The 26419-nt window shown below is 67.8% G+C and carries 28 protein-coding genes and 3 pseudogenes; 17 read left to right on the top strand and 14 right to left on the bottom strand.

Annotated features, from left to right (window positions below):
- Positions 1 to 319 precede the first annotated feature (319 nt).
- The 3 genes from AB0M26_RS26315 to AB0M26_RS26305 form a co-directional block, all read right to left on the bottom strand.
- Positions 320 to 727, bottom strand: coding sequence for an ATP-binding protein (locus AB0M26_RS26315; protein ID WP_365264593.1), 408 nt, complete (start codon positions 725 to 727; stop codon positions 320 to 322).
- Between the two features lie 461 nt (positions 728 to 1188).
- Positions 1189 to 2274: a PP2C family protein-serine/threonine phosphatase gene (locus AB0M26_RS26310; RefSeq protein ID WP_365264590.1), complete on the bottom strand. Its 1086-nt coding sequence runs from the start codon at positions 2272 to 2274 to the stop codon at positions 1189 to 1191.
- Between the two features lie 922 nt (positions 2275 to 3196).
- A complete protein-coding gene (locus tag AB0M26_RS26305; protein ID WP_365264587.1) occupies positions 3197 to 3496 on the bottom strand; it encodes a DUF4232 domain-containing protein in 300 nt (99 codons plus the stop codon).
- A 927-nt stretch (positions 3497 to 4423) separates the two neighbouring features.
- On the opposite strand from AB0M26_RS26305, the gene AB0M26_RS26300 reads away from it, so the two are divergent.
- From AB0M26_RS26300 to AB0M26_RS26270, 7 genes are all read left to right on the top strand, one after another.
- On the top strand, positions 4424 to 5206 hold the full coding sequence (locus tag AB0M26_RS26300) for an amino acid ABC transporter ATP-binding protein (RefSeq protein WP_365264584.1): 783 nt from the start codon (positions 4424 to 4426) through the stop codon (positions 5204 to 5206).
- A gap of 69 nt (positions 5207 to 5275) precedes the next feature.
- Complete coding sequence (locus AB0M26_RS26295; RefSeq protein WP_365264581.1) at positions 5276 to 6109, top strand: glutamate ABC transporter substrate-binding protein; 834 nt, start codon at positions 5276 to 5278, stop codon at positions 6107 to 6109.
- A gap of 90 nt (positions 6110 to 6199) precedes the next feature.
- Positions 6200 to 6865 carry an amino acid ABC transporter permease gene (locus AB0M26_RS26290; protein ID WP_365264578.1) on the top strand — a complete coding sequence of 222 codons (666 nt, stop codon included), beginning with the start codon at positions 6200 to 6202 and terminating at the stop codon, positions 6863 to 6865.
- Positions 6862 to 7767 carry an amino acid ABC transporter permease gene (locus AB0M26_RS26285; protein ID WP_365264575.1) on the top strand — a complete coding sequence of 302 codons (906 nt, stop codon included), beginning with the start codon at positions 6862 to 6864 and terminating at the stop codon, positions 7765 to 7767. Before AB0M26_RS26290 ends, AB0M26_RS26285 begins: the two co-directional genes overlap by 4 nt.
- 147 nt (positions 7768 to 7914) lie before the next feature.
- On the top strand, positions 7915 to 8106 hold the full coding sequence (locus AB0M26_RS26280) for a hypothetical protein (protein WP_365264572.1): 192 nt from the start codon (positions 7915 to 7917) through the stop codon (positions 8104 to 8106).
- 368 nt (positions 8107 to 8474) lie between these two features.
- The gene (locus tag AB0M26_RS26275) at positions 8475 to 9035 is read left to right on the top strand and encodes a hypothetical protein (RefSeq protein ID WP_365264569.1); all 561 of its coding nucleotides are present in this window, start codon (positions 8475 to 8477) and stop codon (positions 9033 to 9035) included.
- A gap of 549 nt (positions 9036 to 9584) precedes the next feature.
- Positions 9585 to 10820: a serine hydrolase domain-containing protein gene (locus AB0M26_RS26270; RefSeq protein WP_365264567.1), complete on the top strand. Its 1236-nt coding sequence runs from the start codon at positions 9585 to 9587 to the stop codon at positions 10818 to 10820.
- 83 nt (positions 10821 to 10903) lie between these two features.
- On the opposite strand, the pseudogene AB0M26_RS26265 reads toward AB0M26_RS26270, so the two are convergent.
- A pseudogene (locus tag AB0M26_RS26265) lies at positions 10904 to 11086 on the bottom strand (SAM-dependent methyltransferase); the annotation flags it as partial.
- A 102-nt stretch (positions 11087 to 11188) separates the two neighbouring features.
- Between AB0M26_RS26265 and AB0M26_RS26260 the strand changes: the two are divergent.
- Positions 11189 to 12016: a methyltransferase domain-containing protein gene (locus tag AB0M26_RS26260; RefSeq protein ID WP_365264565.1), complete on the top strand. Its 828-nt coding sequence runs from the start codon at positions 11189 to 11191 to the stop codon at positions 12014 to 12016.
- Positions 12017 to 12042: 26 nt separating this feature from the next.
- Positions 12043 to 12690, top strand: a complete 648-nt coding sequence (locus AB0M26_RS26255) for a dihydrofolate reductase family protein (protein ID WP_365264563.1) — start codon at positions 12043 to 12045, stop codon at positions 12688 to 12690.
- A gap of 82 nt (positions 12691 to 12772) precedes the next feature.
- Here AB0M26_RS26255 and AB0M26_RS26250 read toward each other — a convergent pair whose 3' ends face one another.
- Entirely contained in the window at positions 12773 to 13426 is a 654-nt protein-coding gene (locus AB0M26_RS26250; protein WP_365264560.1) for a flavin reductase family protein, read from the bottom strand.
- 67 nt (positions 13427 to 13493) lie between these two features.
- On the opposite strand from AB0M26_RS26250, the gene AB0M26_RS26245 reads away from it, so the two are divergent.
- Positions 13494 to 14297 carry a helix-turn-helix domain-containing protein gene (locus tag AB0M26_RS26245; RefSeq protein WP_365264558.1) on the top strand — a complete coding sequence of 268 codons (804 nt, stop codon included), beginning with the start codon at positions 13494 to 13496 and terminating at the stop codon, positions 14295 to 14297.
- Here the strand turns inward: AB0M26_RS26245 and AB0M26_RS26240 are convergent.
- Both AB0M26_RS26240 and AB0M26_RS26235 read right to left on the bottom strand, forming a co-directional pair.
- Complete coding sequence (locus AB0M26_RS26240; protein ID WP_365264638.1) at positions 14225 to 14539, bottom strand: ANTAR domain-containing protein; 315 nt, start codon at positions 14537 to 14539, stop codon at positions 14225 to 14227. The genes AB0M26_RS26245 and AB0M26_RS26240 overlap by 73 nt on opposite strands.
- A gap of 24 nt (positions 14540 to 14563) precedes the next feature.
- Positions 14564 to 14707 (bottom strand): hypothetical protein, encoded by a 144-nt coding sequence (locus AB0M26_RS26235; protein ID WP_365264555.1) that lies wholly within the window; start codon positions 14705 to 14707, stop codon positions 14564 to 14566.
- A 195-nt stretch (positions 14708 to 14902) separates the two neighbouring features.
- Here AB0M26_RS26235 and AB0M26_RS26230 point away from each other — a divergent pair, with 195 nt between their 5' ends.
- Positions 14903 to 15082: a hypothetical protein gene (locus tag AB0M26_RS26230; protein WP_365264552.1), complete on the top strand. Its 180-nt coding sequence runs from the start codon at positions 14903 to 14905 to the stop codon at positions 15080 to 15082.
- A 125-nt stretch (positions 15083 to 15207) separates the two neighbouring features.
- Here the strand turns inward: AB0M26_RS26230 and htpG are convergent, their stop codons facing one another.
- Positions 15208 to 17118 carry a molecular chaperone HtpG gene (htpG, locus tag AB0M26_RS26225; RefSeq protein ID WP_365264549.1) on the bottom strand — a complete coding sequence of 637 codons (1911 nt, stop codon included), beginning with the start codon at positions 17116 to 17118 and terminating at the stop codon, positions 15208 to 15210.
- Between the two features lie 357 nt (positions 17119 to 17475).
- Between htpG and AB0M26_RS26220 the strand changes: the two genes are divergently transcribed.
- Positions 17476 to 18033: a hemerythrin domain-containing protein gene (locus AB0M26_RS26220; RefSeq protein WP_365264546.1), complete on the top strand. Its 558-nt coding sequence runs from the start codon at positions 17476 to 17478 to the stop codon at positions 18031 to 18033.
- Between the two features lie 60 nt (positions 18034 to 18093).
- Here the strand turns inward: AB0M26_RS26220 and AB0M26_RS26215 are convergent, their stop codons facing one another.
- From AB0M26_RS26215 to AB0M26_RS26200, 4 genes and pseudogenes are all read right to left on the bottom strand, one after another.
- Positions 18094 to 19194 carry an aromatic ring-hydroxylating dioxygenase subunit alpha gene (locus AB0M26_RS26215; RefSeq protein ID WP_365264543.1) on the bottom strand — a complete coding sequence of 367 codons (1101 nt, stop codon included), beginning with the start codon at positions 19192 to 19194 and terminating at the stop codon, positions 18094 to 18096.
- A 315-nt stretch (positions 19195 to 19509) separates the two neighbouring features.
- Positions 19510 to 19701 carry a hypothetical protein gene (locus AB0M26_RS26210; protein ID WP_365264541.1) on the bottom strand — a complete coding sequence of 64 codons (192 nt, stop codon included), beginning with the start codon at positions 19699 to 19701 and terminating at the stop codon, positions 19510 to 19512.
- Positions 19702 to 19737: 36 nt separating this feature from the next.
- Positions 19738 to 20562 (bottom strand): SigB/SigF/SigG family RNA polymerase sigma factor, encoded by an 825-nt coding sequence (locus AB0M26_RS26205; RefSeq protein WP_365264538.1) that lies wholly within the window; start codon positions 20560 to 20562, stop codon positions 19738 to 19740.
- 191 nt (positions 20563 to 20753) lie between these two features.
- Positions 20754 to 21155: pseudogene (locus AB0M26_RS26200) on the bottom strand (Ppx/GppA family phosphatase); the annotation flags it as partial.
- A gap of 493 nt (positions 21156 to 21648) precedes the next feature.
- On the opposite strand from AB0M26_RS26200, the gene AB0M26_RS26195 reads away from it, so the two are divergent.
- The 4 genes from AB0M26_RS26195 to AB0M26_RS26180 all read left to right on the top strand — a co-directional run bounded on the left by AB0M26_RS26195 (position 21649) and on the right by AB0M26_RS26180 (position 24145).
- Positions 21649 to 22206: a hemerythrin domain-containing protein gene (locus AB0M26_RS26195; RefSeq protein WP_365264535.1), complete on the top strand. Its 558-nt coding sequence runs from the start codon at positions 21649 to 21651 to the stop codon at positions 22204 to 22206.
- 3 nt (positions 22207 to 22209) lie between these two features.
- The gene (locus AB0M26_RS26190; protein WP_365264532.1) at positions 22210 to 22800 is read left to right on the top strand and encodes an MOSC domain-containing protein; all 591 of its coding nucleotides are present in this window, start codon (positions 22210 to 22212) and stop codon (positions 22798 to 22800) included.
- A gap of 10 nt (positions 22801 to 22810) precedes the next feature.
- Entirely contained in the window at positions 22811 to 22981 is a 171-nt protein-coding gene (locus AB0M26_RS26185; protein WP_365264530.1) for a hypothetical protein, read from the top strand.
- Between the two features lie 123 nt (positions 22982 to 23104).
- Positions 23105 to 24145 carry a Ku protein gene (locus AB0M26_RS26180; protein ID WP_365264527.1) on the top strand — a complete coding sequence of 347 codons (1041 nt, stop codon included), beginning with the start codon at positions 23105 to 23107 and terminating at the stop codon, positions 24143 to 24145.
- Between the two features lie 205 nt (positions 24146 to 24350).
- Here AB0M26_RS26180 and AB0M26_RS26175 read toward each other — a convergent pair whose 3' ends face one another.
- Positions 24351 to 24683 carry a plasmid stabilization protein gene (locus AB0M26_RS26175; RefSeq protein WP_365264635.1) on the bottom strand — a complete coding sequence of 111 codons (333 nt, stop codon included), beginning with the start codon at positions 24681 to 24683 and terminating at the stop codon, positions 24351 to 24353.
- Positions 24684 to 24764: 81 nt separating this feature from the next.
- Positions 24765 to 25199: pseudogene (locus AB0M26_RS26170) on the bottom strand (DUF6098 family protein); the annotation flags it as partial.
- 307 nt (positions 25200 to 25506) lie between these two features.
- Between AB0M26_RS26170 and AB0M26_RS26165 the strand changes: the two are divergent.
- Entirely contained in the window at positions 25507 to 26064 is a 558-nt protein-coding gene (locus tag AB0M26_RS26165) for a hemerythrin domain-containing protein (RefSeq protein ID WP_365264524.1), read from the top strand.
- Positions 26065 to 26419 lie beyond the last annotated feature (355 nt).

The following is a 26419-nucleotide window of genomic DNA, read 5'->3' as shown; positions in this document are numbered from 1 at the left end:
GGAGTCCCACGGGGGTGGTCACCCAGTGCCCCAGAATGCGCGGGCGGCGACGCTTCCTGACCCGGCGCACGCCCACCGGGTTCATCCGACCACCGCCCGTACAGCATCTGGGCGCCGGGCACAGCCGGTGCCCGACCGCTGTAACACGGTCACCGGTCACGGCTTGCCCTGGGCTTCCGGGCTCAGGGCCGTATCAGCTCGGACCACTCCCTCCCGGTCGACGACCAGGACCGAGCCGGTAGAGGTGCCGGACGCCGAGGTCGGCGCGACCCGGCCCAGTCCCCCGGGTGTCAACGAGAATCAGCGCTCTCGACGGCAATCACGCGTCCTGATCGTCGGTGCCGCTGAGGTCGGCCCCGCCGGATTCCATGGACCCGGTCACGACCGCGCGTATCGTCTTTCCGCCGGCCGGTCCGGCGAAGCCGAGCAGTTCCTCGCTCAGCCGCGCCACGATGCCCAGCCCGTAGCCGCCGCACGGCGGCTCGCCGTTCTCCACGGCAACATCTGTGTCCGGAATGCTGAGGCATGGAAGCAGGGGGTTGGTGTCCCACACTTCCACCGCTACTCGTCCGGATAGGGCTTGCAGCCGAATACGGCATGGCCCTGGGGCGTGGCGGCAGGCATTGGTGACCAGCTCCGAGACGATCAGCGCCAGATTCTCCTGGGCTTCAAGCGGCCAACCGGCCCGGGCGGCGAACCGGTGGGAGATTGCACGGGCCTGCGCCACCGCGGGGTACCCCTCACGGCCCGCCTCGCACCACCATGCAGCGACGGTAGGCGCAATCGGCGGGCTGCACATGACAACCACCTTCCGAAGGGGTGGATTTTGTGCTGGTCCCGGGGCCGGTGCGCGGCCGGTGAGGCCTTCCTTTGCGGCCTGCAACGGTGCGCGCGCCGCCGGACATCCGCTCACGGCCGCACCATGCGACGCCGCGCGAGCTGGGCACCTCCTCGGGCAAATTCCAGGAACGGTGACTCCTGCTCCTTAAGCCTGTCCGGCCGCCTCCGCTCTGCCATCAGAGCTTCTCCCCAGTCCCGGGGGGAAGATCCCCTGGGTGAACGTGCTGAAGACCAGGTCAGCGAGGCGCCCCAGGGGGTGACTGGGGACAATCCCCGAGGCCTCCCCGGGGGCAGCAGGCACGCTCCCCTTATCCCGTTCTGCGCTGAGCAGGATCCGTTGAAGCGGACCTAACCGGGGGTTCGGGTCAGCGCGATGATCGCCATGTCGTCCTGATAGGGCCCGGCCGTCCAGTTCGCCACGTCCTGAACAAGTGTGTCGATCAGCTGGCGGGGGTGCCGGTAGACGCGTGTGCCGATGCCGGCGTCCTCGACGTCGTAGAAGGCTCCGCTCTTGTTGCGCGCCTCGGTGACCCCGTCCGTGATCAGGAGGAGCGTGGCCCCCGGCGGCATCGTGAAGGTGTCCGCCGTCCCTGCTCCGTCGGCCCCCGGTCCGCCGAGGTTCATGCCCAGCGGAAGCTGTGGCTCCGCGGGATCGAGCCGAACGATGCCGCCGTCATGCACCAGAAACGGGGCCGGGTGCCCGCGGTTGATCAGCCGTACGGTGTCGCTGCCCGGGACGATCTCCGCCAGCAGGGCTGTCGTGTAGTCCTCGATGCCGGCGGGCGCCGCTCGGCGCTCGTTGTCACGCCGCAGAGCCGCATCCAGCCGCTGGGCGAGTTCGCCGAGGGTGGGTGCGTAATCGGCCTCCTGCCGGAACGCCCCGATCAGTACCGAGACAGAGGCCACTGCCTGCAGGCCCTTGCCCCTTACGTCCCCGATGATCGCTCGTACGCCGAAGGGCGTGGGCTGCACGGCATAGAGATCGCCACCGATCCGGGCTTCGGCCTGCGCCGCCTCGTATCGCGCCGCGACCTCCAGGTTTCCGGCACGTGCCGGCGGATCGGGCAGCAGCGCGCGCTGGGCCGCCTCCGCCACGTCACGGGCCTGCGCCAGGCGCAGGCGGTGCCGGGTGAGCAGCACATTGATCAGGAGGGCAAGGCAGCTGGTCAAAGCCACATCGGCCAGATCGACGACCAGTGCGGTGACCGCCCGCCCGAGATGGACGTCGAGCACGACAGAGATGACGCAGGCCAGGATTGCGAAGGCCAGGCTTTCCCGGAAGGAGAGCATCGCAGCCGCGACCAAGGGGGTGGCGGCCAGCAGGGGCAGCCCCATGTAGGGCTCGGGCCCGAAAATGTCTGCCGCCGCGCCTGCCAGAAGCAGCAGGACCACCAGGAGCCGGGTTAGCCCGGGCTGTCCGATGGCCTTGGTCACGATCGCTCTCCCTGTATGCGGCAACTGTGCATCGGGAGGTGGTTCGCCCCTGCTGCTCCTTTCGAGGATGCCGCTGCGGGTACGCGGCCGCATCCGCCCGACAGGCAGCGGCCCAGCCGGACCGGGCGGCGTCGCGGCCGTACGATCGCGCCGTGCGCGGCAGCGTCCCCGGTCGGGCAGCGGAGGGGCGGCAGTCTTCTCCACCCACTGAACGGTGCACGCGGCCCGATCGCGGCTCCGCGTCCGCTCTGTCCCTGCGCCGTCCCGGCCCGACGAGCTCAACGCCCACCCGTCCCGCGGTCGTACTTGGTCCGCGAGCCCAGTGAGCCCGGCATGGGCATCGACATGCCCATGCCGGGCCCGACAGCCTACGACCTGATCGAGATGCGGTACGCGCCGGCGAAAGCGGAGGGGAATTCCTGCGATGGGCGTCAGACGCCGATGCCGATGGGGAGACGTAGGCGTACGCGGCGAGGTCGTAGCCGAGTTCGTTGATGGCCCGGATCGGGGCGAGTTCCTCGAGGTCGTGTGCGGACCAGGCGTCGGCGATGTCGTCCCAGCCGTAACGGACTTGGAGGTTGCGCTGCTCCAACTCCCGTACGCGGCCTGGCATCACGTGGGTCCGGTCGACCGGGTGGATCTTGACGCGGCGGCCGCGGCCCTCGTTCGTCAACAGGCGCTCGAGCTGCCCGGTACCCACCAGGTTCTCCCGCCGGCGGGTCCGGTACGCGGTGTCCAGCCGGTCCAGTCGTCCGGTCGGTTCGGCCCGGAGCGCGGGCTGCTCCGGGCTCAGCTGCTGAAGTCGCCGAGCTTGACCTTGTCGGGCGCACAGGCGAGGAACGACGCCATCTCGCCGCCCTCCCGCTTGACCTCCACGGTGCGAGTGTCGTCCTCGGGCAGGGCGACCTGTACCTCGTGGGCCTCAAGGGCACTCCTCGCTGCCCGTGCCGTCGTTGTTGTGGTCGGGATACTCGACGAGGGCCACGGCGGTCTGCCCCGGCGCCACGTCGGCGGCCTCGTCGCTACCGCCGGCGTTGTCGGTCTCGACTTTGGCGGACTTGCCCGTGATGTCCTCGGCGAGGAGCGTGGTCACACCGACGATGGTGCACGTGTTGGACCCGGTGTTGGTGATCCGCACGTTGGCCTGCGCATCCTGCTGGTCATTGCCGTGCTGCACAACAAGGAATTCCAGTTCCGTGTTCTTGGTCGTGCATCTGTCCACGACCTCGGAGTCGCCGGAGTCACTGCCCTGGCCGCCGCTCTTGCCCTGACCCTGGCCGTTGTCCTCGCCCCGGCCTCCGCTCTTGTCCTCGGGCGGAGGAGTTCGGCGAGGAGGAGCTCTTCCCGCTGCCTGCGGCCTTGCCGTCCTCGGGGCCGCAGGCGGTGAGGCTCAAGGCCGCCAGGAGTACTGCGCCCGCGGTGATGGTGCCGGCTCGACGTTGCATGGCGGGTCTCTCCCTTTCCGTTTGTTCGGGGTCCCGGCCACGCCCTCCGCGTATCGGCTGGGCATGGCCACATCACGTAGGCAGGAGTGGGCCTTCCCGGCTCCGGGTTGGGAGCCGACCGAGCCGCTTCACCAAGGCTTCACCGAGCATCTACTGTCCGGCACGGCGGTCGGCCGGACCGGCAAGAGTCCTGCCCTGGCGAGCGATGCACGCGCCCCCTCATCACAGGGCGGGCGCCCCCTCATCACCGGGCGGGGAAGTTTCCGGGGCGTGAGAATTCCCCACCGCGTCCCATCCACGTCGGCACAGGGAGCCCGACCTGCGCAAGCGCGACCACCAGGCGGACTGGTGGGGCTGGTGGTACGAGCAGCGAGGCGCCGGTACGAGGGTCACCGAAAGCGACGACACCGGCACGAGCCGGGCCCAACGCCCGTGCCGGATGTGCAGCAGTGCTCACCCGCGCCTTCGCCGGCTCTCGTACCAGCTCTTTTTCAGCGTGGCGGGCTCACACATACCGACCCGAAAGGGTCAAAATATTCATAGTGCTGCATTCTTCCGGATCGAGCGTGCGCTCAATCCGATGGAAGGTCCGGGGCACCTCGGTCAGTCCTCGTTCCCTGACCTCGGCTTCCTCGCCGCGGCGCCCGTTTCGTGGTGGGACGTCAGCGTGCGGGCCGACTCGAGGAGGACGGAGGAAGAAGCCGATGAGCGAAGTACCAGCGGCAGAGGAAGTCGCCGTGCCGGGCATGGAGAGCGCCCTCGTCGTGCTGCACAGGGTCAACAAGCATTTCGGCAGGCTGCATGTGCTCCAGGACATCGACCTGACCATCGCCCGCGGCGAGGTCGTCGTCGTCATCGGACCCTCCGGGGGCGGAAAGTCCACGCTGTGCCGCGTCATCAACCGCTTGGAGACCATCGACTCGGGCGGGATCGCCATTGACGGCAGGCCGGTGCCCGCAGAGGGCCGTGAGCTGGCAAGCCTGCGAGCCGATGTGGGCATGGTCTTCCAGTCCTTCAACCTCTTCGCGCACAAGACCGTGCTGGAGAACGTGATGCTGGGCCAGGTCAAGGTCCGCAAGAAGGACAAGAAGGAGGCCGAGAGGCGGACACGCTCGCTCCTCGACCGGGTGGGTGTCGCCTCTCAGGCTGACAAGTATCCAGCGCAGCTCTCCGGCGGCCAGCAGCAGCGTGTGGCGATCGCCAGAGCGCTGGCGATGGACCCCAAGATCATGCTTTTCGACGAGCCGACTTCGGCCCTCGACCCAGAAATGATCAATGAAGTGCTGGAGGTGATGCAGCAACTCGCCCGTGACGGAATGACGATGGTCGTCGTCACCCACGAGATGGGATTCGCCCGTTCGGCCGCCAATCGCGTCGTGTTCATGGCGGACGGACGAATCGTGGAGGAGACGACGCCGGACCAGTTCTTCAGCAACCCGAACAGCGACCGTGCCAAGGACTTCCTCTCGAAAATCCTTCACCACTGAGCCCGACGCCATGAACCCGTCCCGCTCCGAAGCTCTGTTTCCACATGTCAATCCCTAGGGAAATGCACCATGAAACTTCTGAAGGTCTCCATCGCGGCCGCCGCTGCGGTCGTGCTGTCCGTGACCGCCTCGGCCTGCGGCGGTGACGGAGGCGACGGCGGTACGGGCGGCGGCAAGAAGGTCGCGGTCGGCATCAAGTACGACCAGCCGGGCATCGGCTTGAAAACTCCGGACGGCAAGTACACCGGCTTCGACGTCGACGTAGCCACGTACGTCGCCAAGCAACTCGGCTACCAGCCCGACCAGATCGAGTGGAAGGAAGCCAAGAGCGCCGACCGCGAGACGCTGCTTCAGCGTGGCGATGTCGACTTCATCGCGGCCTCCTACTCGATCACCCCGGAGCGCCAGGAGAAGGTCGACTTCGCCGGGCCCTACTTCCTGGCACACCAGGACATCATGACCCGGGCGGACGACGACTCCATCACCAAGCCCGCAGACCTGAACGACAAGAGGCTCTGCTCGGTCACCGGATCGACCTCCGCGCAGAACGTCAAGACGAAGCTCGCGCCGAAGGCCCAACTGCAGGAGTACGGCGGGTACTCGGAGTGCCTGACCGGCCTGGAGAACCAGGTCATCGACGCCCTGACAACCGACGACGCAATTCTCGCCGGCTATGCCGCGCAACCCGAGTTCAAGGACAAGTTCAAGCTGGGCGGCTTCAAGCTGAGCAACGAGAACTACGGCGTCGGCGTCAAGAAGGGCAGCGAACTCCAGGGCAAGATCAACGCTGCCCTCGAGAAGATGGTGGCGGACGGCTCATGGGACAAGGCCGTGAAGGCCAACTTCGGCGAGGCCAACTACAAGAACGAGCCCGCCCCGAAGATCGGAAACATCGTCAGCTGAAACACCGTCGGCTGGAATTGAGCACTACCGGCGCGCCGCCCGCAGGGGCGGCGCGCCACCCCGTCCACACACGCGGAAGCGCGGGAAATCGTGTTCGACTTTCTTGAGGGTTACGACCTGCTGGGAGCCTTCTGGGTGACGGTGCAGCTCACCGTCTACTCCGCGATCGGCTCACTTGTCTGGGGAACGCTCCTGGCTGCCATGAGAGTCAGCCCGGTGCCGCTGATGCGCGCCTTCGGCACCGGATACGTCAATGTCGTGAGGAACATTCCGCTGACTGTGATCATTGTCTTCACCTCACTGGGCCTCTTCCAGACGCTCGGCGTCAGGCTCGGTGGCAGCGACTTCGAGACCATCAATTTCAGGCTCGCCGTGCTCGGCCTGACCCTCTACACCTCCGCCTTCGTGTGCGAGGCGGTGAGGTCCGGCATCAACACCGTGCCCGTCGGTCAGATGGAAGCGGCGCGCGCCATCGGCCTGAACTTCACCCAGGTGCTGCGGCTGGTCGTCCTTCCGCAGGCCTTCCGCTCGGTGGTCGGTCCGCTGGCCAGCGTGCTGATCGCGCTGACCAAGAACACCACGGTGGCGGCAGCGATCGGTGTCGCCGAGGCGGCTCTGCTGATGCGGACAATGATCGAGAACGAGGCTCAACTCTTTCTCATCTCCGCCATCTTCGCGTTCGGCTTCATCTGCCTCACCCTCCCGACCGGTCTGTTCCTCGGCTGGGTGAGCAAGAAGGTGGCGGTCAAGCGATGACCTCCGTCCTGTACGACGCCCCGGGCCCGCGTGCCGCGCGGCGAAACGTCGTGTACACAGTGGTGTTCCTCGTCGCCCTCGCGGCACTCGTGTGGTGGGTGGTCCAGAGTCTCGCCGAGAAGGACCAGCTCGAATGGGTCAAGTGGAAGCCGTTCTTCACCGACTCCCGCGCCTGGAGTACGTACCTCTTGCCGGGACTGGAGAACACCCTGAAGAGCGCCTCGCTCGCCATGGTCATCGCACTGCCTCTCGGGGCGTTCTTCGGTATCGCGCGCCTCTCCGACCACTGGTGGGTGCGCGGCGTGGGCGGCACCGTCGTGGAGTTCTTCCGTGCCATCCCCGTACTCATCCTGATGTTCTTCGCCAACGCGGCGTACGCGCAGTACACCGACATCAGCCCGGAATCCCGGCCGCTGTACGCCGTGGTCACCGGCCTCGTCCTCTACAACGGGTCGGTGCTCGCCGAGGTGGTGCGCGCCGGCATCCTGTCCCTGCCCACAGGGCAGACCGACGCGGCCAAGGCCATTGGCATGCGCAAGGGCCAGACCATGCGGTACGTGCTGCTGCCGCAGTCGGTGACCGCGATGCTGCCCGCGATCGTCAGCCAGATGGTGGTCATCGTGAAGGACACCGCCCTCGGTGGAGCGCTGCTCGGCTTCTCCGAACTGCTGGCGTCCGTCCGCCCGATGAGCGCGAACTACGGTGCCAACACCATTGCCAGCTTCACCGTCGTGGCAGTCATCTTCGTCCTGCTGAACTTCGCGCTCACGACCTTCGCGACCTGGTTGGAGGGCAGGCTGCGTCGCGGCAGGAAGACCACGGGTGCGGTGGTCACCGCAGGGGCGATCGACGAGCTCTCCACGCCCGGTGAGCACATCGGCCCGAGCGACGAGGCGAAGTGAGTCAGCGGGCGGACGACCTCCTCGAAGACGGACAGATGGGTGTCGACATCAGCCTGGGTGGTTGCCGGGCACATCGGTGCCATGTTGTGGAGACCGCACGTGGGGTTGGACTCCAGCCTGGACCTGGCCTGCAGGTCCGGGCCGCCCATGACGTGTCGCGGGGTCGAGCAACACGGCCTCCATGCGCCGCACACCTACGCCGAGGCGATCGGAAACGTCTTCACGATCGCGGCCGGTATCGCGCTCGTCAGCCTGCTGGCGTCGCTGGCGATCGAACCGCTGCCGAGAGTGCCGGTGCATCGGATCCTGCGCATCCGCGGCGCCCACGACCGGGCCTGATCTCGCTGCCTCGGCGGGGCTGCGCCAGGAGCCGATGACCGAGCTGTCATCGACCGGCACGTCATGGCTGCCGCCGTCGACTGCGCGGTCCCCCGCCATCCAGGCCAGGCAATCCGCGAGTACCAGGCAATCCACAAGTAGACGGATTGCCAAGAGAGTTGTGAACGCTGCGCTAACGACTCCGCCACCAGAGGCGCGGAATGATTGCGCCAAGCGCAGATGCTCGAAGTGTCCGACCGAGCAATGCGGCAGAAAGGACTCGAGGAGGGATGATGGAGGGGCAACTGTTGACCGCAGTAGCGCCGTTGACTCCCCATCCCCCGGTCGGCGAGATCAACTCGCGGGCCGCACAGGAGAAACGGGGAAAGATGAACCACGTAAAGAGGCGACTGGTCGGCGCAGGCCTCGCGACCTCCGCACTCGTTCTGGGGTCGTTCGTGATTCCTGGGGCGACGGCATCAGCGGAACCGACTCGCTGCAATGAGGTGTTCTACTTCAAGGTGTCGAAGTTGGGCCGCCCGACGTACAAGGCCATCGGCCCCACGGCCAGCAAGAGGAATGGCGGCTCTTCCACCTCCACGCTCAAGTACAAGATCAAGACCGACAAGACCCGCTCGTCCACCTACAGCCGCGAAGCCGGCGGCGGCCTGGACTGGGGCATCGGCAAGGTGGAGGCGAAGACCAGCTACGACATCACCAAGACCGTGACCAGGGGCAGGTCGGTGACGAACACCATGAAGGTCGGCCCGGGCAAGCGCGGGTACACCAAACCGATGGTCGAGTACCGCAAGTTCATGATTGACGAGTACGTCCAGGGAGAGGACTGCCAGCACCACTGGTTCAAGAGCTACGGAGTCCTGAAGGGCATCACCTCCTCGCTTCACTTCGCGGAATGCGTCTCCAGGAATCCGTGCACTCCCAAGCCGTAGCGTGAAGCGCGGGAACGCATGACGATCGGCCGGGCCGGGGGCGCTTGTCCCCCACCCGGCCGATCGGCCGTATTCCTTCGGGGCTTGCGTTGGCCGTGCCATTCCGTCGGATGCCATCGGCAGAGAAGGGAGGTGGAGGGCCGAACTCCTCCACGAGAACAGGGCTCCGGGAGCGAGCGGTCAGGCCTTACGCCGCGGCGGCCAGGATCAGGGCCACAGCCATCAGCACTGGCCGACGAGGAGAGCCATACGCACAGTGCGAGACACCGACCGCCCCGGCAGGAGCAGCACGGCGAGGCCGAACACCCCGGAGAGGGCGAGCATCCAGCCGCGCCTTGCATCCGACCGCAACCAGAACGCCTCGCGGGCGGACAGACCTTGGCGGGGGGGGCATGGACGTCGCTTCACATTGCCAACGGCCGCGCCCCCTAGGGGACTTGGTGGCGATCACCTCGGGTGTGAATCGGTCCGGAGACGGATGATGCGAGTGGGACCGGCTTTCTAGCCTGACGGTGCCCCAAATCCCCCACATTCGCACTGGAGGCATGCATGACACCGCCGACGCCGGAAGCACAGGCCGAGAATTCAGGCGGGCAGAGGCCCAACCGGCCCCGAACCAGGGCGGGGAAGGTTCTCACCGCGGCCTTGGTGGCCGCGGCTGCGGCTGCCGCCGCTCTCGGCGCCCGCGCCGCGATCGCAGAACCCGACACCGTGCGGGACTCCGCACCGGAGAGCCATACGAAGACCCGGGAGGCGGTCGACGCCGCTGTACGTTCCGGGGTGCCCGGGGCCGTGATCGAGGTGCGCGACCGGCAGGGTTCCTGGCGCCACGCGGCCGGCGTCGGCGATGTCCGGACCGGCCGCGAGCGCTCGCCGCACGACCACTACCGCATCGGCTCGGTGACCAAGACGTTCGTCGCCACGGTGCTGCTCCAACTTGAGGCCGAGGGCCGGCTGAACCTCGACGACACCGTGGAGAAGTGGCTGCCCGGTGTGGTGCGCGGCAACGGCCACGACGGGCAACGGGTCACGCTGCGACAGCTCCTGCGCAACACCAGCGGCATCTTCAGCTACAACACCGACGAGGAGTTCGCCCGGAAGACCGCGGGCACAGGCTTCTTCGAGCATCGCTACGACACCTGGACGCCGCGACAACTGGTGGACGTCGCCATGCGGCACAAGCCACGGTTCCGGCCGGGCAAAGGCTTCGACTACTCGAACACCAACTACATCCTGGCCGGGATGGTCGTCGATCGCGTGACCGGGCGCCCGTACGGCACGGAGATCGAGCGCAGGATCCTCCACCGTCTCGGACTGCGCAACACGTCTGTCCCCGGCACCGACCCCCGGCTGCCGCAGCCCAGCAGCCGGGCGTACGCCAAGTTCTCCAAAGGCGCGAAGCCCCGGGACGTGACCGAGCTGAACCCGTCCTCTGCCGGAGCGGCAGGGGAGATGATTTCCGACGGCGCCGATGTCACCCGCTTCTACCGTTCCCTGCTCCGCGGCGAGTTGCTGCCGCGCCAGCAGATGAAGGAGATGACCTCGACCGTCCCGATCGATCCCAGGAATCCCGAGGCCGGAGGGTACGGGCTGGGGCTGGTGCGCTTCCGCATGCCCTGTGGGAAGGCGATCTGGGGCGACGGCCCCCGCATCACCGGCTCTCTGGGCAAAGCCTTCGCCACCCGCGACGGCAGCCGAGTCGTGGCGCTGAACTACAACGCCGATTGGCCAGGGGCGCCCGAAGAGAGCGGAGTGCCGATCCTGGCGGCTGAGTTCTGCCGCTGACCGCCGCGGGGTCGCGCCTCCAACCGGACTCCGGGCCCTGCACGATCAGTACGCGAACGCCCACGCCCTGGACGGGCAGGCCTTCACCCGGGTTGCCTGCCTTCGCGCAGCAGCAGATGTCCCGGGCGGTGGCGTTCCCCCTGGCGCGGCTTACGCAGCATCCGGCCGACTTCGGCGAATCCTGCTTCGCGGGCCTGTGCCGCGAGGTCGTCGATCGGCCAGCGTCGCACTCTGTGGTCGAACGCCGTGACCGGAGCCCTCTGACTCCGGGTCGGCGCGAGGCACGACCTGCTCTGCGAACACGAGGCGGCACTCCCTGGCACCACCTGCGCAACCCCACCATCGTCCGGCCGTGGCAGGATCGGTTCATGGGTCAGGACGAGGGATACCTGTTGGACAATCGGCAGGTCGAGGCGGGCACCCGCTTCGATGCGCTGTCGGCCCTCTTCGACGCCTCGACATTCCGGCACTTCGACGCTGTCGGGATCGACGAAGGGTGGCAGTGCTGGGAGGTCGGTGCCGGCGGGCCGACGGTCGCCGCGTGGCTCGCCGAGCGCGTCGGTCCCCGCGGGCGCGTGCTCGCCACTGACATCGACATCTCCTGGACCGAGACGGCGGCCGCCGAGGGGGTCGAGGTGCTCCGCCACGATGTCGCCCTCGACGAACCGCCCGCCGGGGCCTTCGACCTGGTCCATGCCCGCCTGGTCCTCGTCCACGTCGCCGACCGCGATGCTGCGCTGCGTTCCATGGTCAAGGCGCTGCGCCCCGGCGGATGGCTGCTGGTCGAGGACGCCGACCCCGCCCTGCAGCCGCTGATCTGCCCAGACGAGTACGGTCCCGAGCAGGAGCTCGCCAACCGGCTGCGCCGCGGTTTCCGTCAGCTGCTGCGGCAGCGTGGCGCGGACCTCGCCTACGGACGCAAACTGCCGCGGCTGCTGCGCGAGGCCGGGCTCGACGACGTCCGGGCCGACGCCTACTTCCCGATCGCCTCGCCCCAGTGCGACGTTCTCGAGGCGGCCACCGTCCACCAGGTACGTGACAGTCTCACCGCCGCAGGGCTCGCCACGGACGAGGAAATCGAGCGGCACCTCGCCAACATCGCGGCCGGTCGCCTCGATCTCGCCACCTCCCCCATGATCTCCGCCCGGGGCCGCCTCCCCGGGCAGCCCGCCCAGGGCCTGTTTCATGAGTCGTAACCAGCAGAGGGAAGGAGTCGCCAGTCATGTCACTCGCCCGCGTCCACAACTTCTCCATCTCGCTCGACGGCTTCGGCACCGGTGAGGGTCTGAGCCATGACGCGCCTTTCGGCCACGCCGGCGAAAGGCTGCACGAGTGGATGTTCGCCACCCGGTGGTGGCACCGGATGACCGACCGGCCCGGCGGGAGCAGCGGCCTCGACGACGCCTTCGTGCGGCAGTTCACGCCGGGGATCGGCGCCGAGATCATGGGCGCCGGCAAGTTCGGGTACCCCGGATGGCACGAGGACCCGGAGTGGAGGGGGTGGTGGGGGGCCGACCCGCCGTTTCACACACCGGCCTTCGTCCTCACCCATCACCCGCGCCCGTCGATCGAGATGGAAGGCGGGACGACGTTCCACTTCCTCGACGCTTCGCCCGCCAAGGCTCTCGAAACGGCCCGCGAGGCTGCGGGCGGCCAGGACGTACGCATCGGCGGCGGACCCACCTTGATCCGCGACTTCCTCGCCGCCGGGCTCATCGACCACATGCACATCGTGGTGGTTCCGATCCTGCTCGGCCGAGGTGTACGCCTCTGGGACGGAGTGGAGGGCCTCGAGAAGGACTACGAGGTCGAGGCCGTCTCCTCGCCCAGCGGAGTCACGCATGTGACGTTCACCCGTGCAGGTCTGTGAACCGCCTCCGTCGAGGACCCCCAGGGGGCTCGGGGGCCATGCCTTTCCTGTCCCCCCGCCCGGGCACCCGGCTTCGGGCGAGTCACTGGTTTCGCCGAGGTGTCTGCGAACGGAAACTGTGGCCGAGTTCCGTCCCGAGTCCGTAGTAGTGGCGGAAGTTGTAGATCAGTGGGCTCCACTTGCCCGGGTCGACGTGCTGGGAACCGGGGACGACGATGCGTGGATCGGCATGAACCTTGAGCACCTGGGCTTCGACGATGACGAACGCTCCGGTCGCGTCGGTTCGGACCCGGGCCGCGCGGGCCTCCAACTGGATGGGGCATTCGGCAACTCGCGGTGGCCGGACCAGCTCGGAGGGCTCAGGACGCAGGCCTGCAGCGGCGAACTTGTCCCGCTCGAAGCGAAAGGTGCCGCGCTTGCCCACGGGTACCGGGGTGCGCCCGGTCAACGGCGCCAGCCGTTCCACCGCCGGCCACTGAGCGGGCGCGGGCAGGTTGACCACCAGATCTTGGCGGCTGCACAGATTGTGCGCGGTCTGTCCCTCTACCCCCACGCCCAGGACGAGCACCTGGCCGAGTGCCCAGGCCGACGACATCGGCGCCAGGTTGAAGGAGTCGTCCTCGTTCTCCGTCGAGAGCAGCACGACCGGCGTTCCGAAGTACAGGATGCTCGGCGTGATGGTCACGTGATCGGCCGACGTGCCGTTGAGCACGCCGCCGGGCGTCGCGGTGTTCATGGGCTCGACGGTAGGGCGGAGATCCTTCGGTTCCCCCCGAAGCATCACGGGTGGATGATGGACGGCGATGAACAGCCATGATGCGCACATCGAGGGCCCGGACCTGGCCGCCCTGGCCGGACTCCTGGCCGACGGCACGCGCGCAGGCTTCTGCCTGGCACTGCTGGACGGTCGCGCGTGGACCGCGACCGAACTGGCGCGCCATGCCGGGGTGGCCGCCTCGACCACGACCGAGCACCTGAACCTCCTTGTCGAAGGAGGCTTGCTCAGCCAGGAGCGCCACGGGCGCCATCGCTACGTTCGCCTGGCCGATCCCGAGACGGCCGAACTGATCGAGACACTTGCCTCCAGGGCTCCTCGACGCCCTGCTCCCCCCAGCTCGTTGTCCGCTGTCAACCGCAACCGGGCACTGGCCGACGCCCGCACATGCTACGACCACCTCGCCGGCGCTCTCGGGGTCGCGATCACCGACGCAATGACCCAGAAGGGGATGTTGGACTGGGAGCGAGGGCTGACGCTCACCGCCGACGGAACCGCCTGGCTGGCCGAACTCGGCATCGCGCAGCAATCCGCCACACGGCGCCCACCCGTCCGCTCGTGCCTGGACTGGACCGAACGCCGCCCCCACCTGGCCGGAGCCGTCGGAGCCGCCCTGTGCACGCATGCCTTCGACTCCGGCTGGATCAAGCGGATCGGCACCAGCCGCGCCGTCGCTCTCACCGACCTGGGCCGGCATGCTCTCCGGGACCACCTCCGCTTGTCCGACGACATCCGCGCTCCCCTACCGGCTCTCCACCCTCACCCGCCGGCCGGGGCGCGAACGGCTGCGCCTCGGTCAGGCCCCGGGCCCGTCGTCGGCGGCCGCACCTGAGGCCTTCCTGCGGGCCTGTGCCCGCAGGAGCGCCTGGCGCAGCCGGTACGTATCTCCTCGGAGAGATCGGGCCCGGCGGTGCTGTCGACGATGCTGCAGGCGATGGCGTGGAGCTTGCGGTTGGTGTGCTGGGAGACGTCGACCAGGACCTCCCAGGCCTCTTCGGGCGTACAGGGGCCCAGGGCCATGATCACGCCGCGGGCCTGGTCCACCACGGGGCGCCGGTCGATCGCCTCGCGCAGCTGGGCGATCTCCGCTCGCAGTCCCTACGCCTCCTGCTCCGTGGGCGGGGCGGACTGCTCCATGGACGCGGCGGCGGGGAGCGCTTCCAGGGCGCTGTTGTGGGGGTCGGCGCCTTGTGATGTTCGCCGGGCCGACCGACGGTCGGAGACGCGCTTGGAGTGCCGCATACCCGGTTCCTTCCCAGGTGTCCCCCCTTCAGCATCAGCGTCCGTACTTCGAAACACCATGGGGCGGAACCGGCCCCCGTCTGCGACGCCGTGCCCCTCCACCGGCCGGGACGGCCGCCGTCGGCTGCCGTCCCCGCTCCCCCAATGTGCTGGGATCCTGCCGCCCGGCACTCCGGGCGGCAGTACAACAGGATCATGAACGAGAAGACCTACCACCCCGGCGAGAAGGTCCCCCAGAGCGGGATCTACCGGTGCGACTGCAGCGAGAGCCACGAGTTCACCAGCACCGATGTGGAAGGCAAGACATTCCCACCCCTCCCCAGCGCGTGCACCGGCCACTCCTGGGTCCTCAAGACCCCCGCCCACCCTGGCTGACGAACCTCAGGCCCCGAATGCCACCGGTTACGGCAAAACAGGGGCCCGGAAAAGGCGAACCCCAGGCGTCGGAGGCCCCGCCCGATTCCTCTCGGGCCGGGCCTCCGACGCCTGGGTGCGCCGAGTTACAGCACGCGCTCCAGACGGTCCGCCATCAGCTTGGCGAACCGGGCCGGTTCCTTGGGCTGACCGCCCTCGGCAAGCACCGCCAGGCCGTGCAGGAGCTCGGCGGTCTCGGCGAGATCCGTCCGCTCCCCGCTCTCCTTGTACGCACGGTTGAGGCCCTTCACGAGCCGGTGGTCCGGGTTGAGCTCCAGGATCCGCTTGGTGCTGGGCACCTCCTGGCCCATCGCTCGGTACATGTTCTCCAGGGCCGGAGGCAGGTCGCCTGCGTCGGAGACGACGCAGGCCGGGGAGACGGTGAGGCGGGAGGACAGGCGCACCTCCTTGATCTCCTCGTCCAGCTGCTCCTTCATCCAGCCGAGCAGCCCCGCGTACTCCTCGGCCTGCTTCTCCCGCTCGCCGTCGGGGGTGTCCTCGTCCTTGGTGTCGAGGTCGATCCGGCCCTTGGCGACGGACCGCAGATTCTTGCCCTCGTACTCGCCGACGGCGTCGGCCCACACCTCGTCGACGGGGTCGGTGAGCAGCAGCACCTCGATGCCCCGGTCCCGGAAGGCCTCCATGTGCGGGGAGTTCTCGATGCTCTGCCGGGACTCGCCGGTCAGGTAGTAGATGTCTTCCTGACCGTCCTTCATCCGCTCCAGGTAACTCTTGAGCGTGGTCGGCTCGGTGTCGTGGTGCGTGCTGGCGAACGAGGCGACGGCGAGGATGGCGTCGCGGTTTTCCGAGTCGGTGACCAGACCCTCCTTCAGGACCGCGCCGAACTCACGCCAGAACGTGGCGTAGCGGTCCTGGTCCTTGGTCATCATGTCCTTGACCGTGGACAGGACCTTCTTCGTCAGCCGTCGCCGCATCATCTCGATCTGGCGGTCCTGCTGGAGGATCTCGCGGGAGACGTTCAGCGAGAGGTCCGCCGCGTCGACGACGCCCTTGACGAACCGCAGGTACGGCGGCAGCAGCGCCTCGCAGTCGTCCATGATGAACACGCGCTTGACATACAGCTGCACCCCCCGCTGGAAGTCCCGCGTGAACAGGTCGTGGGGCGCGTGAGCGGGGAGGAACAGAAGGGCCTGGTACTCGAAGGTGCCCTCCGCCTGGAGCCGGATCGTCTCCAGCGGGTCGCGCCAGTCGTGACCGATGTGCTTGTAGAGCTCGTGGTACTCGTCGTCGGACACCTCGTCGCGCGACCGCGCCCACAACGCCTTCATGGAGTTGAGCGTCTCGGGGCGGGGTGCGTCGTCGCCCTCGTCGGCCTGCGCAGGCCCCTCGGGCACCATCCGGATGGGCCAGGTGATGAAGTCCGAGTACCTCTTGATGGTTTCCCTGATCTTCCACGGCGAGGCGTAGTCGTGGAGCTGGTCCTCCGGGTCGGCCGGCTTGAGGTGCAGCATGACCGAGGTGCCCTGCGGCGCGTCGCCGACCGTCTCCAGCGTGTACGTGCCCTCGCCGCGCGAGGTCCAGCGGGTGCCCTGGCTCTCGCCGGCGCGCCGGGTCACCAGAGTGACCTCGTCCGCCACCATGAAGCCGGAGTAGAACCCGACGCCGAACTGGCCGATGAGCCCCTCCGCCCCGCCCGCGTCCTCGGCCTCGCGCAGCTCCTGGAGGAACTTCGCGGTGCCCGAGTTGGCGATGGTGCCGATGAGCCGGCCGACCTCGTCGTACGACATGCCGATGCCGTTGTCCCGCACCGTGAGGGTGCGGGTGTCCTTGTCGATGTCGATCTCGATGTGCAGATCGGACACGTCGGCGTCGAGCGAATCGTCCCGCAGCTTCTCGATGCGCAGCTTGTCCAGCGCGTCGGAGGAGTTGGAGACGAGCTCCCTCAGGAAGACGTCCTTGTTCGAATACACCGAGTGGATCATCAGCTGCAGCAGCTGACGGGCCTCCACCTGAAACTCAAACGTTTCAGTCGCCATGTTCGCGAATACCTCACGGGTCCTGTCACCGGAACTGATGGACTCCACTCTAAAACACCACGTCAGAGCAGTGACCGGGATGTGTGAGCGCTGGCTGGTTCCGCACCGGGCGTCAGCGCTCGGTTCAGCCCTACCGAACCCGGTGCGCCACCCGGCAGCCGGGGCCGGGCGCGGGGCACCCCGACCGGCCAGGCTCGGTCACCGGCCGCAGACAGCCGCCTGCTCCGGCTCGTGTCCCCTGTTGGGACGGTGTCCGGATTGCGGGGTTTTGCGGGTGACGGTGCGGGGGAACCGGTGGCACGCCACCGGCCGGTGCGGTGCGCGAGCGGCGAGAGACCAGGAAAGGGTGCTGAAGACATGGGACATGGTGGAGACGTCGTCCAGGAACTGACCACCGACCACCGCGAGGTCGACGAGCTCTTCCAGCAGATCGAGAAAACCGCCCCGGGCAACAGCGAGCGGAAACGCCTGCTCGATCAGCTCACGATCGAGCTCGTACGGCACTCGGTCGCCGAGGAGATGTACCTCTACCCGGCCGTCCGCGAACACCTCGCCGGAGGCGACAACCTCGCCGACAGGGAAATCGCCGACCACGCCAGGGTCGAAGAACTCCTCAAGGACCTCGAAGAACGCACCGCCGACGACAAGGACTTCGACCGCCTCGTCATCAAGCTGAAGACCGAAGTCACCTCCCACGTCCAGGACGAGGAGACCAACCTCTTCCCGCAGCTCGCCAACGCGTGCTCTCAGTCGGCTCTCAACGATCTCGGGGAGAAGGTGCGCACCGCCAAGCGGATTGCTCCCACCCGGCCTCACCCGGGCGCGCCGAGCACGCCGCCCGGAATCAGGTTGCTCGCCCCTGGCGCCGGCCTGGTCGACCGGGCTCGCGACTTCGTCTCCGGCCGCGGCAGGTAAGCACGTCATGTGGGCCTCTTGAGAACACAGCCCGGCGCAGGCCCGCACTCAGCCGGGCCGTCAACGTTGCGCGACGTCGATGCCGTCGCGTAGTTGCTGATAGCGAAGGTCGAATGCATACACCTCCGCGTCTTTCTCAGGGTAGATCCCGTGGGTGAAAGCTCTCGACGTGACCCCTTTCTGGGCACGCTCGCAGACTGCGTTGTCCTGCTGAGCCACCAGCTCGTTGAACCTGACCACGGGGCCGGGGTCGAAGTTCCGACTGCTCACGCTCTCGGGATGGAACAGATAGTCGGTCACGATCCTGCTGGTCGTGGGACCGGTCGGTTGGATCATGCTGGCGATGGCTTCGCATCCGCTGACGTCCAGAAACATGGCCGGGAAAACGAGAGCCCCGTAGTACGAGGTGGCCGATTCCTCCGTCATCCCGGGGATGGGAAGGAGCTTCGAGTCCGGGGCGTCGGCCACGCTGTTCCTCCCCGCGGCCAGGGAAACGCCTCCATCGTCTCGTCCTTCCTCGAACGTGGATCCTGAGCGAAAGGCCGGGACCAGGTCCACCAGCTCCGGGTGCACGGTGGGGCAGTGAAGACACTCGTTGTAATTGGCAACGAGAATCTTCCAGTTGGCCCGCACATCATGGGCCGTACGGAATCCTCGCCGGAGGGCGGCCAGGTCGAACCGCTCAAGATCGAGGACTCCACTGCTCTTGGCCAGTTCCGAGCGAAGTGATGCCGGTGCGCCTCTGTCGAGGTTGACGAAGATGAACCCGTTCCAGGTGTCGATGTGGACCGGCCAGAGGCTGTAGTCCTCGCGTACGACTTCACTGCGGTCGACGTTCGGAGTCCCCCGCAGTTTGCCGTCGAGCGTGTAGCTCCATGCATGGTAAGGACAACTGAAAGCAGACCCCACGCGGCCGGAGTCTCCGTCGCACAGCCGGGATCCTCTGTGGCGGCACACGTTATAGAAAGCCCGGAGAGCGTCGTCCTTGCCCCGCGCTATGAGGACACTTTCACCTGCGACGTCGGCTGTGATCCACTGCCCCGCTTCGAGGAGATCCTCAGTACGCCCCACGCAGATCCAGGACCTGAAGAATATGGCCTCACGGTCGAGCTCGAATATCGCCGGATCGTGGTAGTCGGTCCCGGGCAGGGTTGTTCGCACTGTGGTCCCCCTCCTCTCGGCCCTCCGAACCCTCCATGCGGACCTCGGGGCCACATGGACGGATTGACTAACTGATCAGTCAGGTAACCGGCTCTCGTCACCGCTTGTCAAGAGAGAGTGCACGACCAAGCCGGTCACCGACGTGATCGAGGAGCGCTCACGCAACAGCGGTTGAGAGCCCCTGCCCCTGACCGCGGAGAGAGCCGACTGGGGCCCCGGTCCCCGACCTCGCTCCCACCCAAGACACCGACATAATGCCCGGGCTGCGGTCGGCAAGCTGAACGGCCCGGCCCGGGGCCTCCGCCTGCCGCTCCGTCACCGGCCATCACTGCCCTGAGGGGGTTCCTCGCCGCGGCTCAGCCAATGAACGTCACTGTTCACGTTCAGTGCGTCACCGGCTTCTCCTTCGCCTCTCCCGTCGCCTTCGTCCATCCGCCTCTCGGCGTCCCGCACTTCACCCTCGACCTCGCCCGCTGCCGATTCGTGCTGCTTTTCGTGATCACCCATGACCGGCCTCCGGTCGAAAGGCGGCATCCGCTTGCTTCAGCGCGCGTCAGCCAGGACTTGCTCGCAGAGCGTGGCGCAGGTGCGGTTGAGCAGGCGGGAGACGTGCATCTGGGAGAGGCCGACCTGTTCGGCGATGCTGCGTTGGGTCATGTCCTGGAAGAACCGCATGTACAGGATGTCCCGTTCGCGCTCGGGCAGGAGCGCGAGTTTCGGCTTGACGGCTTCGCGATCGACGATGCGGTCATAGCCGGTCTCCTGGGCACCGAGCGTGTCGGTGAGGCTGAAGCCGTCGTCGGAGCCGGGGGCCTCCGCATCCAGCGAGAGGGGGCTGTAGCTGTTGATGGCCTCCAGGCCGGCGCGGACCTCGTCCTCGCTCAGGCCGGTGTGCTCCGCGACCTCTTCGACGACGGGTGACCGGTCGTCGACGGAGTGGGAGAGCTCGCGGTGTGCGGCGCGAACTCGGTTGCGCAGTTCCTGAACCCGGCGAGGGACGTGCATGCCCCAGGTGTAGTCGCGGAAGTGGCGCTTGACTTCGCCGACCACGGTGGGCACGGCGAAGCTCTCGAAGGCAACGCCGCGATCGGGGTCGTAGCGGTTCACCGCCTTCACCAGACCGAGGGCGGCCACCTGTTCCAAGTCCTCCAGGGCCTCTCCTCGATGACGGAACTGGCGCGCCAGCCGGTCCGCCATCGGAATCCAGGCCTCCACGACCTGCTGACGCAGCCCTTCCTTCTCCGGGCCATCGGGAAGGCGGGCAATCTCCTCGAACTCCGCCGACGTATCTGGCGCATCGTCATGCGGGTGCTTTCGGGATCGTGTTGCTCGTATCGTCGTGCCGGCCTGTGCGGGCGCGATCGGCATGGAAGAAACAGCTCCCCTTACGGCGTCATGACCGCCGCGAGAGCCCAGCCCGTAGTCCGATCGGGCGCATGCGAGGGAGCATGCTGCTCCCGCGGATGTGCCTACGTTCCGAAGCACTTCTTCGCGCATGCCCGAGACCATGCGAGGAAAACCGACCGCTCCTGAGAGCTTGTTCGGGCCCCGACGGGGCGTCACGCGGTCCGCGGTGACGGCAAGTGGACCGGCCCGTGGTCGGACCCGCCCGCGCCGTTGCCGGTCGGCTCGTCCTGCCAGGTGACGTCACCGCCTTCGAGATAGGTGATCAGGATTCCCTCGCGAAGCGCCCAGGGAGAAATGGTGACGGTCTCGATGCCGAGCATCTTCATCGTCGTACCCGCGACCACAGCTCCGGCCAGGGACTGCCTCGCACGGGGACGGGTGATGCCCGGCATTCGTGCCCGCTCGGCCGCCGGCGCGGAGGCCAGCTTCTTCGTGGCCGCGCGAAGGGCCTTGCGCGACAGCTCACGGTGGACGAACGGGCCCTCCCGGCCCCGAGCAGCCCCGCACAGCTGGGCCAACTGCTGGAACGTGCGCGACGTGGCCACGGCGGTCCGGCAAGGGAATCGTCCCTTCTCCGTCCGCGATCACGAGACGTGTCGTGTTCGAGCCGACGTCCACTACACCAAGACGCATGGGGACCGATTACCCGTGAACTCAAGGGGCAAGCCCGACCGAACGCAGCGGCCTGTTGCCTGCTGCGGGTGACCTGTATGCAGCTTTCGCCCCCTAAGGAGCCGCGCCGTGTACAAACTTCATTCGGAATCCGGCTACGGGGTGGGGAATAGGCGGGGGAAGAGGCCGGGGGGAAGCGGCGGGCCCGCGCACAAGAAGATCGCCGCCTGGACGGTGGTCGCGCCTTGTCCCACTCCTCCGGGGTCCGCCGGCCCGTCTGTGTCAGCCGAGTTCGCGAACGTCGGGCCATCTTCGGAGAAAGCCGTCCCTTCAACGTTTTGACATCGCCAGCGCCTGGGAACCCGTGCTGCGCGTCGCCGGACCGGCCTGGTTGCCACGGCGGCGGAGGCACCGACCCGAAGGAGGCTGACCGTCATGGGTCACGGCGGAGACGTCATCGCGGAGCTGACCACGGACCACCGCGAAGTCGACGAATTCTTCGAACAGATCGAGAAGACAACTCCGGGCAACAGCGAGCGCAAACGGCTGGTGGACCAGCTGACCATTGAGCTGGTGCGCCACTCGGTCGCCGAGGAGATGTACCTCTACCCGGCCGTCCGCGAACACCTCGCCGGAGGCGACAACCTCGCCGACAGGGAAATCGCCGACCACGCCAGGGTCGAAGAACTCCTCAAGGACCTCGAAGAACGCACCGCCGACGACAAGGACTTCGACCGCCTCGTCATCAAGCTGAAGACCGACGTCACCTCCCACGTCCAGGACGAGGAGACCAACCTCTTCGTCCAGCTGCGCAACGCCTGTCCCCCATCCGCGTTGGAGGAACTCGGCGAGAAAGTGCGCACCGCGAAGAAGATCGCACCCACCCGGCCTCACCCCGGCGCCCCGAGCACCCCGCCCGGGAACAAATTGCTCGCCCCCGGCGCCGGCCTGGTCGACCGGGCTCGCGACTTCGTCTCCGGCCGCGGCAAATAGGCCGTGAAAATCCTCAGCGTGAACGTGGGATCGGCCGAGCCCGCGGCCTGCAGCAATGCCCCGTGCGACACCACCGGCATCGACAAGCAGCCGGTCGAAACACCGGTCCAGGTGAGCCCGCCTGGCCGTCCGGGGGTGGGAGGCAGCGGCGTGGCGGGGGACGCGGTGTGCAATCTGCGCTCCCACGGGGGTGACGACCGGGCCGTGTACGCCTTTGCACGCGAGGACCTGGACGGCTGGGAATCCGAATTGGGGCGCCGGCTGCCCAACGGCACGTTCGGCGAGAACCTCACCACCCTCGGCATCGACGTGCGCGCGGCCCTGGTCGGCGAACGCTGGCGCATAGGGCCCGCCGTCGTACTGGAGGTGACCGGCGCCCGTATCCCCTGCCGCACCTTCGCGCAACCTGCTGCGATCGGTCGGCGACCTGAGCGCGGCGCGGTTTCCCGCGGGGGTCGCCGGGCACTCGCATCCTGTGCTTCGGACGGTGGGCACACGTCTCTCTGCACATCTCGCGCCTCGTCATTCGCACCCTGCGAGGCGCTCTGCCGAACAGCTCATGTCCGGCAGCACCGCGTTCTCAAGGAGAGGTGAGGTTCCTGTGATGGGCGATCACAAGAAGAGGCAGAAGTCCGCGGCTGATGAGGTGGAACGTGAGGTGCGCGACGCTGAGAGCGGAGTGGCCGAGGAGACCACCGAGGATGCCGGTGACGGAGAAGCCGGTGATGCGCTGAGCACCAATATCGACGCTCAACAGCAGAGTCACGGCGAATAGTCGCCTCGCCACCCGGCCTTTGTGCGCGGCCCGCGCACAAAGAAGGAAAGCCGAGGAAATCGGGTACGAGGGCCCCTCGGGACTCTCACCTGGTTGCGAGCCGATGGACGAAGGCGGGCAAGCATGGCACGCGCGGTCTGGTCGGGATCCTTGACCTTCGGCCTCGTGACGCTGCCCGTAGCGCTGGTCACGGCGACCGAGTCGCACACGGTCCGTTTCCACCAACTCGAGCGCGGCACCTCCGACCGGCTCCGGAACAAGCGGGTCAACGAACGCACCGGCAAGGAAGTCCCGTACGAAAAGATCGTCAAGGGCTACGACGCCGACGACGAGTACGTGATCATCGAGCCGGATGAGCTCGACGACATCACTCCGGGACGTTCGAAGGCGATCGAGATCACCGGCTTCGCCGATCTTGAAGAGATCGAGCCGATCTATTTCGACGCCACCTACTTCGTCCAGCCGAAATCGGATGCGGACAGCAAGACGTACGGGCTGCTGCGCGACGCACTGGAGGAGTCCGGCCGCGCGGGGATCGCCACGCTCACCATGCGGCAGAAGGAGTACCTGGTTGCGGTGCACACCGAGGGCGGCGTGGTCGTCATGCACACGCTGCACTGGGCCGACGAAGTCCGCGATCCGCACGCGACCCTCGAGCACCTGCCCTCCGCCGCGAAGGCGTCACCGAAGGAACGCAAGATGGCGGTGCAGCTCATCGAGGCGATGGCCATGGAGTGGGATCCGCACGACTATCGCGACCGCACGCAGGAGCGCGTTCGCGACCTCGTCAAGGCCAAACAGTCCGGGAAGTCCGTGGAGAAGTCCGAGCCCGCACCGGATTCGACCAAGGTCGTCGACCTCATGTCCGCCCTGGAAGCCTCGGTCGATCAGGCCCGGGGCGGCAGCGGCGAGCGCAGGTCCAGCAGAACCAGGAGACCCGCCAGTACTCGAGGTGGTTCGCGAACCCGGTCGCGAAGCCAAAGCCGTTCGGAAGACCTCAGCGAGATGACCAAGGCCGACCTCTACGAGCGAGCCACGCAGGAGGGGATCCCGGGGCGCTCCGGCATGAGCCGGGACGAGCTCCAGGAAGCCGTTGCGGGAGCCGGCCGCAGGTCCCGTACGTCGGGTGGCAAGACTGCGCGCTCCAGGCGGAAGGCGTCCTGACCCGCATCGGACACGACCTGGCCTGCGCCGGCCCGGATGCCGACGCGAGCCGGCCGTCTCCCGTTGTTCGCTCTCCAGCGGCCGGGACGAGAAGGATCAGGCGATCTCGGCGGACGCCGTGGTGCACCGCAGAGGGGCGTGGCCCGCGCGGGTGAGCGGCGGCCACGCCCCATTCTTCGGGTGTCCGGCTTCTTGGGCGTGGGCGTCAGCGACCGAGGGCTTTGGCGAGCTGGTCCTTGTTCATGGAGGAGCGGCCTTTGATGTTTTTCTGCTTGGCCTCGTTGTAGAGCTGGTCGCGCGTGGGCCCCTGCGGCCCCTGGCCCTTGCCCGAGCGTTCGCCGCCGCGCTGGGGCGCGGACTTGGGGTCCTTGGTGGAGGTACGACTGGCCGAGCGGGACTCGCCCGAGCGGGCGCGCTCCTTGTTCACGGTGCGGGAGGCGATCTCCTTCGCGCGCCGGGTGGAGGCGCCCCGCTCTTGCTGACTCTCCTTGATGTGCTCGTACTGACGCTCACGCTTGCGGTTCGATCCTGCAGGCATGTCCACTCCTCCTTGATAGGGGTACCGGTGCTCGACGTCCGCAGCCGGCTCGCTGTCCCGGCTCGTCGAGGTCTCTTGCGGGCGGTCCATCGGGCCCAACGGGCCCGCCTGCTGAGCCACTTCTGCTTCCGCTTCCTCGATCACGCTGTCCGCGATCCAGGCGATGGGCTCCGCTTTCTGCACCAGAGGTTCGTTGTCCGGTCCGCGGCCGCGCTCCTGGCCATGGAGCACCCAGGGGCGAATTCCCGGGCCGTGGGCTCTGCCCAAGTGGCTGTAGTCGTACAGCCGCCGCGCCACCCACACCCTGGCCGGGCGGTCCCACCAGTCCTCGGGGTCCAGAGGATTTGCCGAGAGCCCGGACATCCGGATTCCGGTGAGTGTGTCCTGGCTTTCGGGTGCACGGGCCAGATCCGGCCCGGGGCCTCGGGACCAGCGCACGAAGACCGGCCCCCGGTGCTCGACCACCTCGACGAGCTGGGAGAGCCGGGTGTAGGTGGGGAACCGGTGTCCTGGCATGATCACCACGGGTACCCCACCACAGGCCTTGCTCACCGCAATGAGGCAAACGGCGCCACATTCGCCGGCGGACGCCGAGCCCGCCGAGCCCGCCGAAGGCAGCCTCGGAATCGAGATCCCCCGGACGCAGGCCGGACGACGAGCGCGCGAAGAGTTCCTTCCATACTCACCGGCCCCGCCGCGTGGAGCGGGCGGGTGTCGCTCCGTCAGTCGGCGCACGCGGGGTTAGTGGTCAACGGCGGCGTGGGACGTATCGTCCAGCCGGACGACAGATCCGCCGGCAGGCACGAGCCAGGAAGGGCACACCATGGGACACGGCGGCGACGTCATCGCGGAGCTGACCAGCGACCACCGCGAGGTCGAGGAGATGTTCGGCCAGATCAAGGCGACGCCTGAGGGCGATCCCCAACGCAAGAGCCTCCTCGATCAGCTCACGATCGAACTCGTACGCCACTCCGTGGCCGAGGAACAGTACCTCTACCCCGCCGTACGCGAGCACGTGCAGAACGGTGGGGTCCTCGCCGATCGGGAGCTCGCCGACCACGCACGGATCGAGGAAATCCTCAAAGGCCTGGAACAGCTGGAACCCGGCGAGGGGGACTTCACCCGTATGGTCAACAGCCTCGAGCGGGAGGTCACCAACCACGTGCAGGACGAGGAGGACAATCTCTTCGTGCGGCTGCGCGAATCGTGCTCGCAGGAGATGCTCGACGAACTCGGCGACAAGATCCGGGCCGCCAAGAAGACGGCCCCGACCCGACCTCACCCCGCAGCCCCCAGCGCCCCGCCCGCAAACAAGCTGCTGGCACCCGGCGCCGGCCTCGTCGACCGGGCCCGCGACTTCGTCACCGGACGCGGGAAGTAACCAACACTCCAGGTGGCCTGGGCCCCTGGTGGATCTCCACTCCACCGAACAGACCCGCTCCCACGGTGGGCTCGGGCACAGCTGAGGCTCGGGCACGGCCGACGGCTCAAGCCCGCGCCTGACCGCAGGGGCCGCGAGGCAGCCCGCCATCGAGCGACCGGACAGATGCGGGGGCCATCGAGCGACCGGACAGATGCGGGGGCCGGGCTCGCCCCGCGTTCAGCCTTCGGGAAGGCCGAGGGCGCCCCTAGGGAGCGTAATTGGTCGTGATCAAGGGGCGGCTCGCGTGAGGTCCTTGATCCAGATCATCGAGGCGCGGAGGTGTAGGCCGGCAAGGTAGCTCCCCGGGGTCTTG

Origin of the sequence: Streptomyces sp. NPDC051776, assembly GCF_040681345.1 — a bacterium.
Classification (GTDB): domain Bacteria; phylum Actinomycetota; class Actinomycetes; order Streptomycetales; family Streptomycetaceae; genus Streptomyces.
This window is presented reverse-complemented; position numbering and strand designations above follow the sequence as displayed.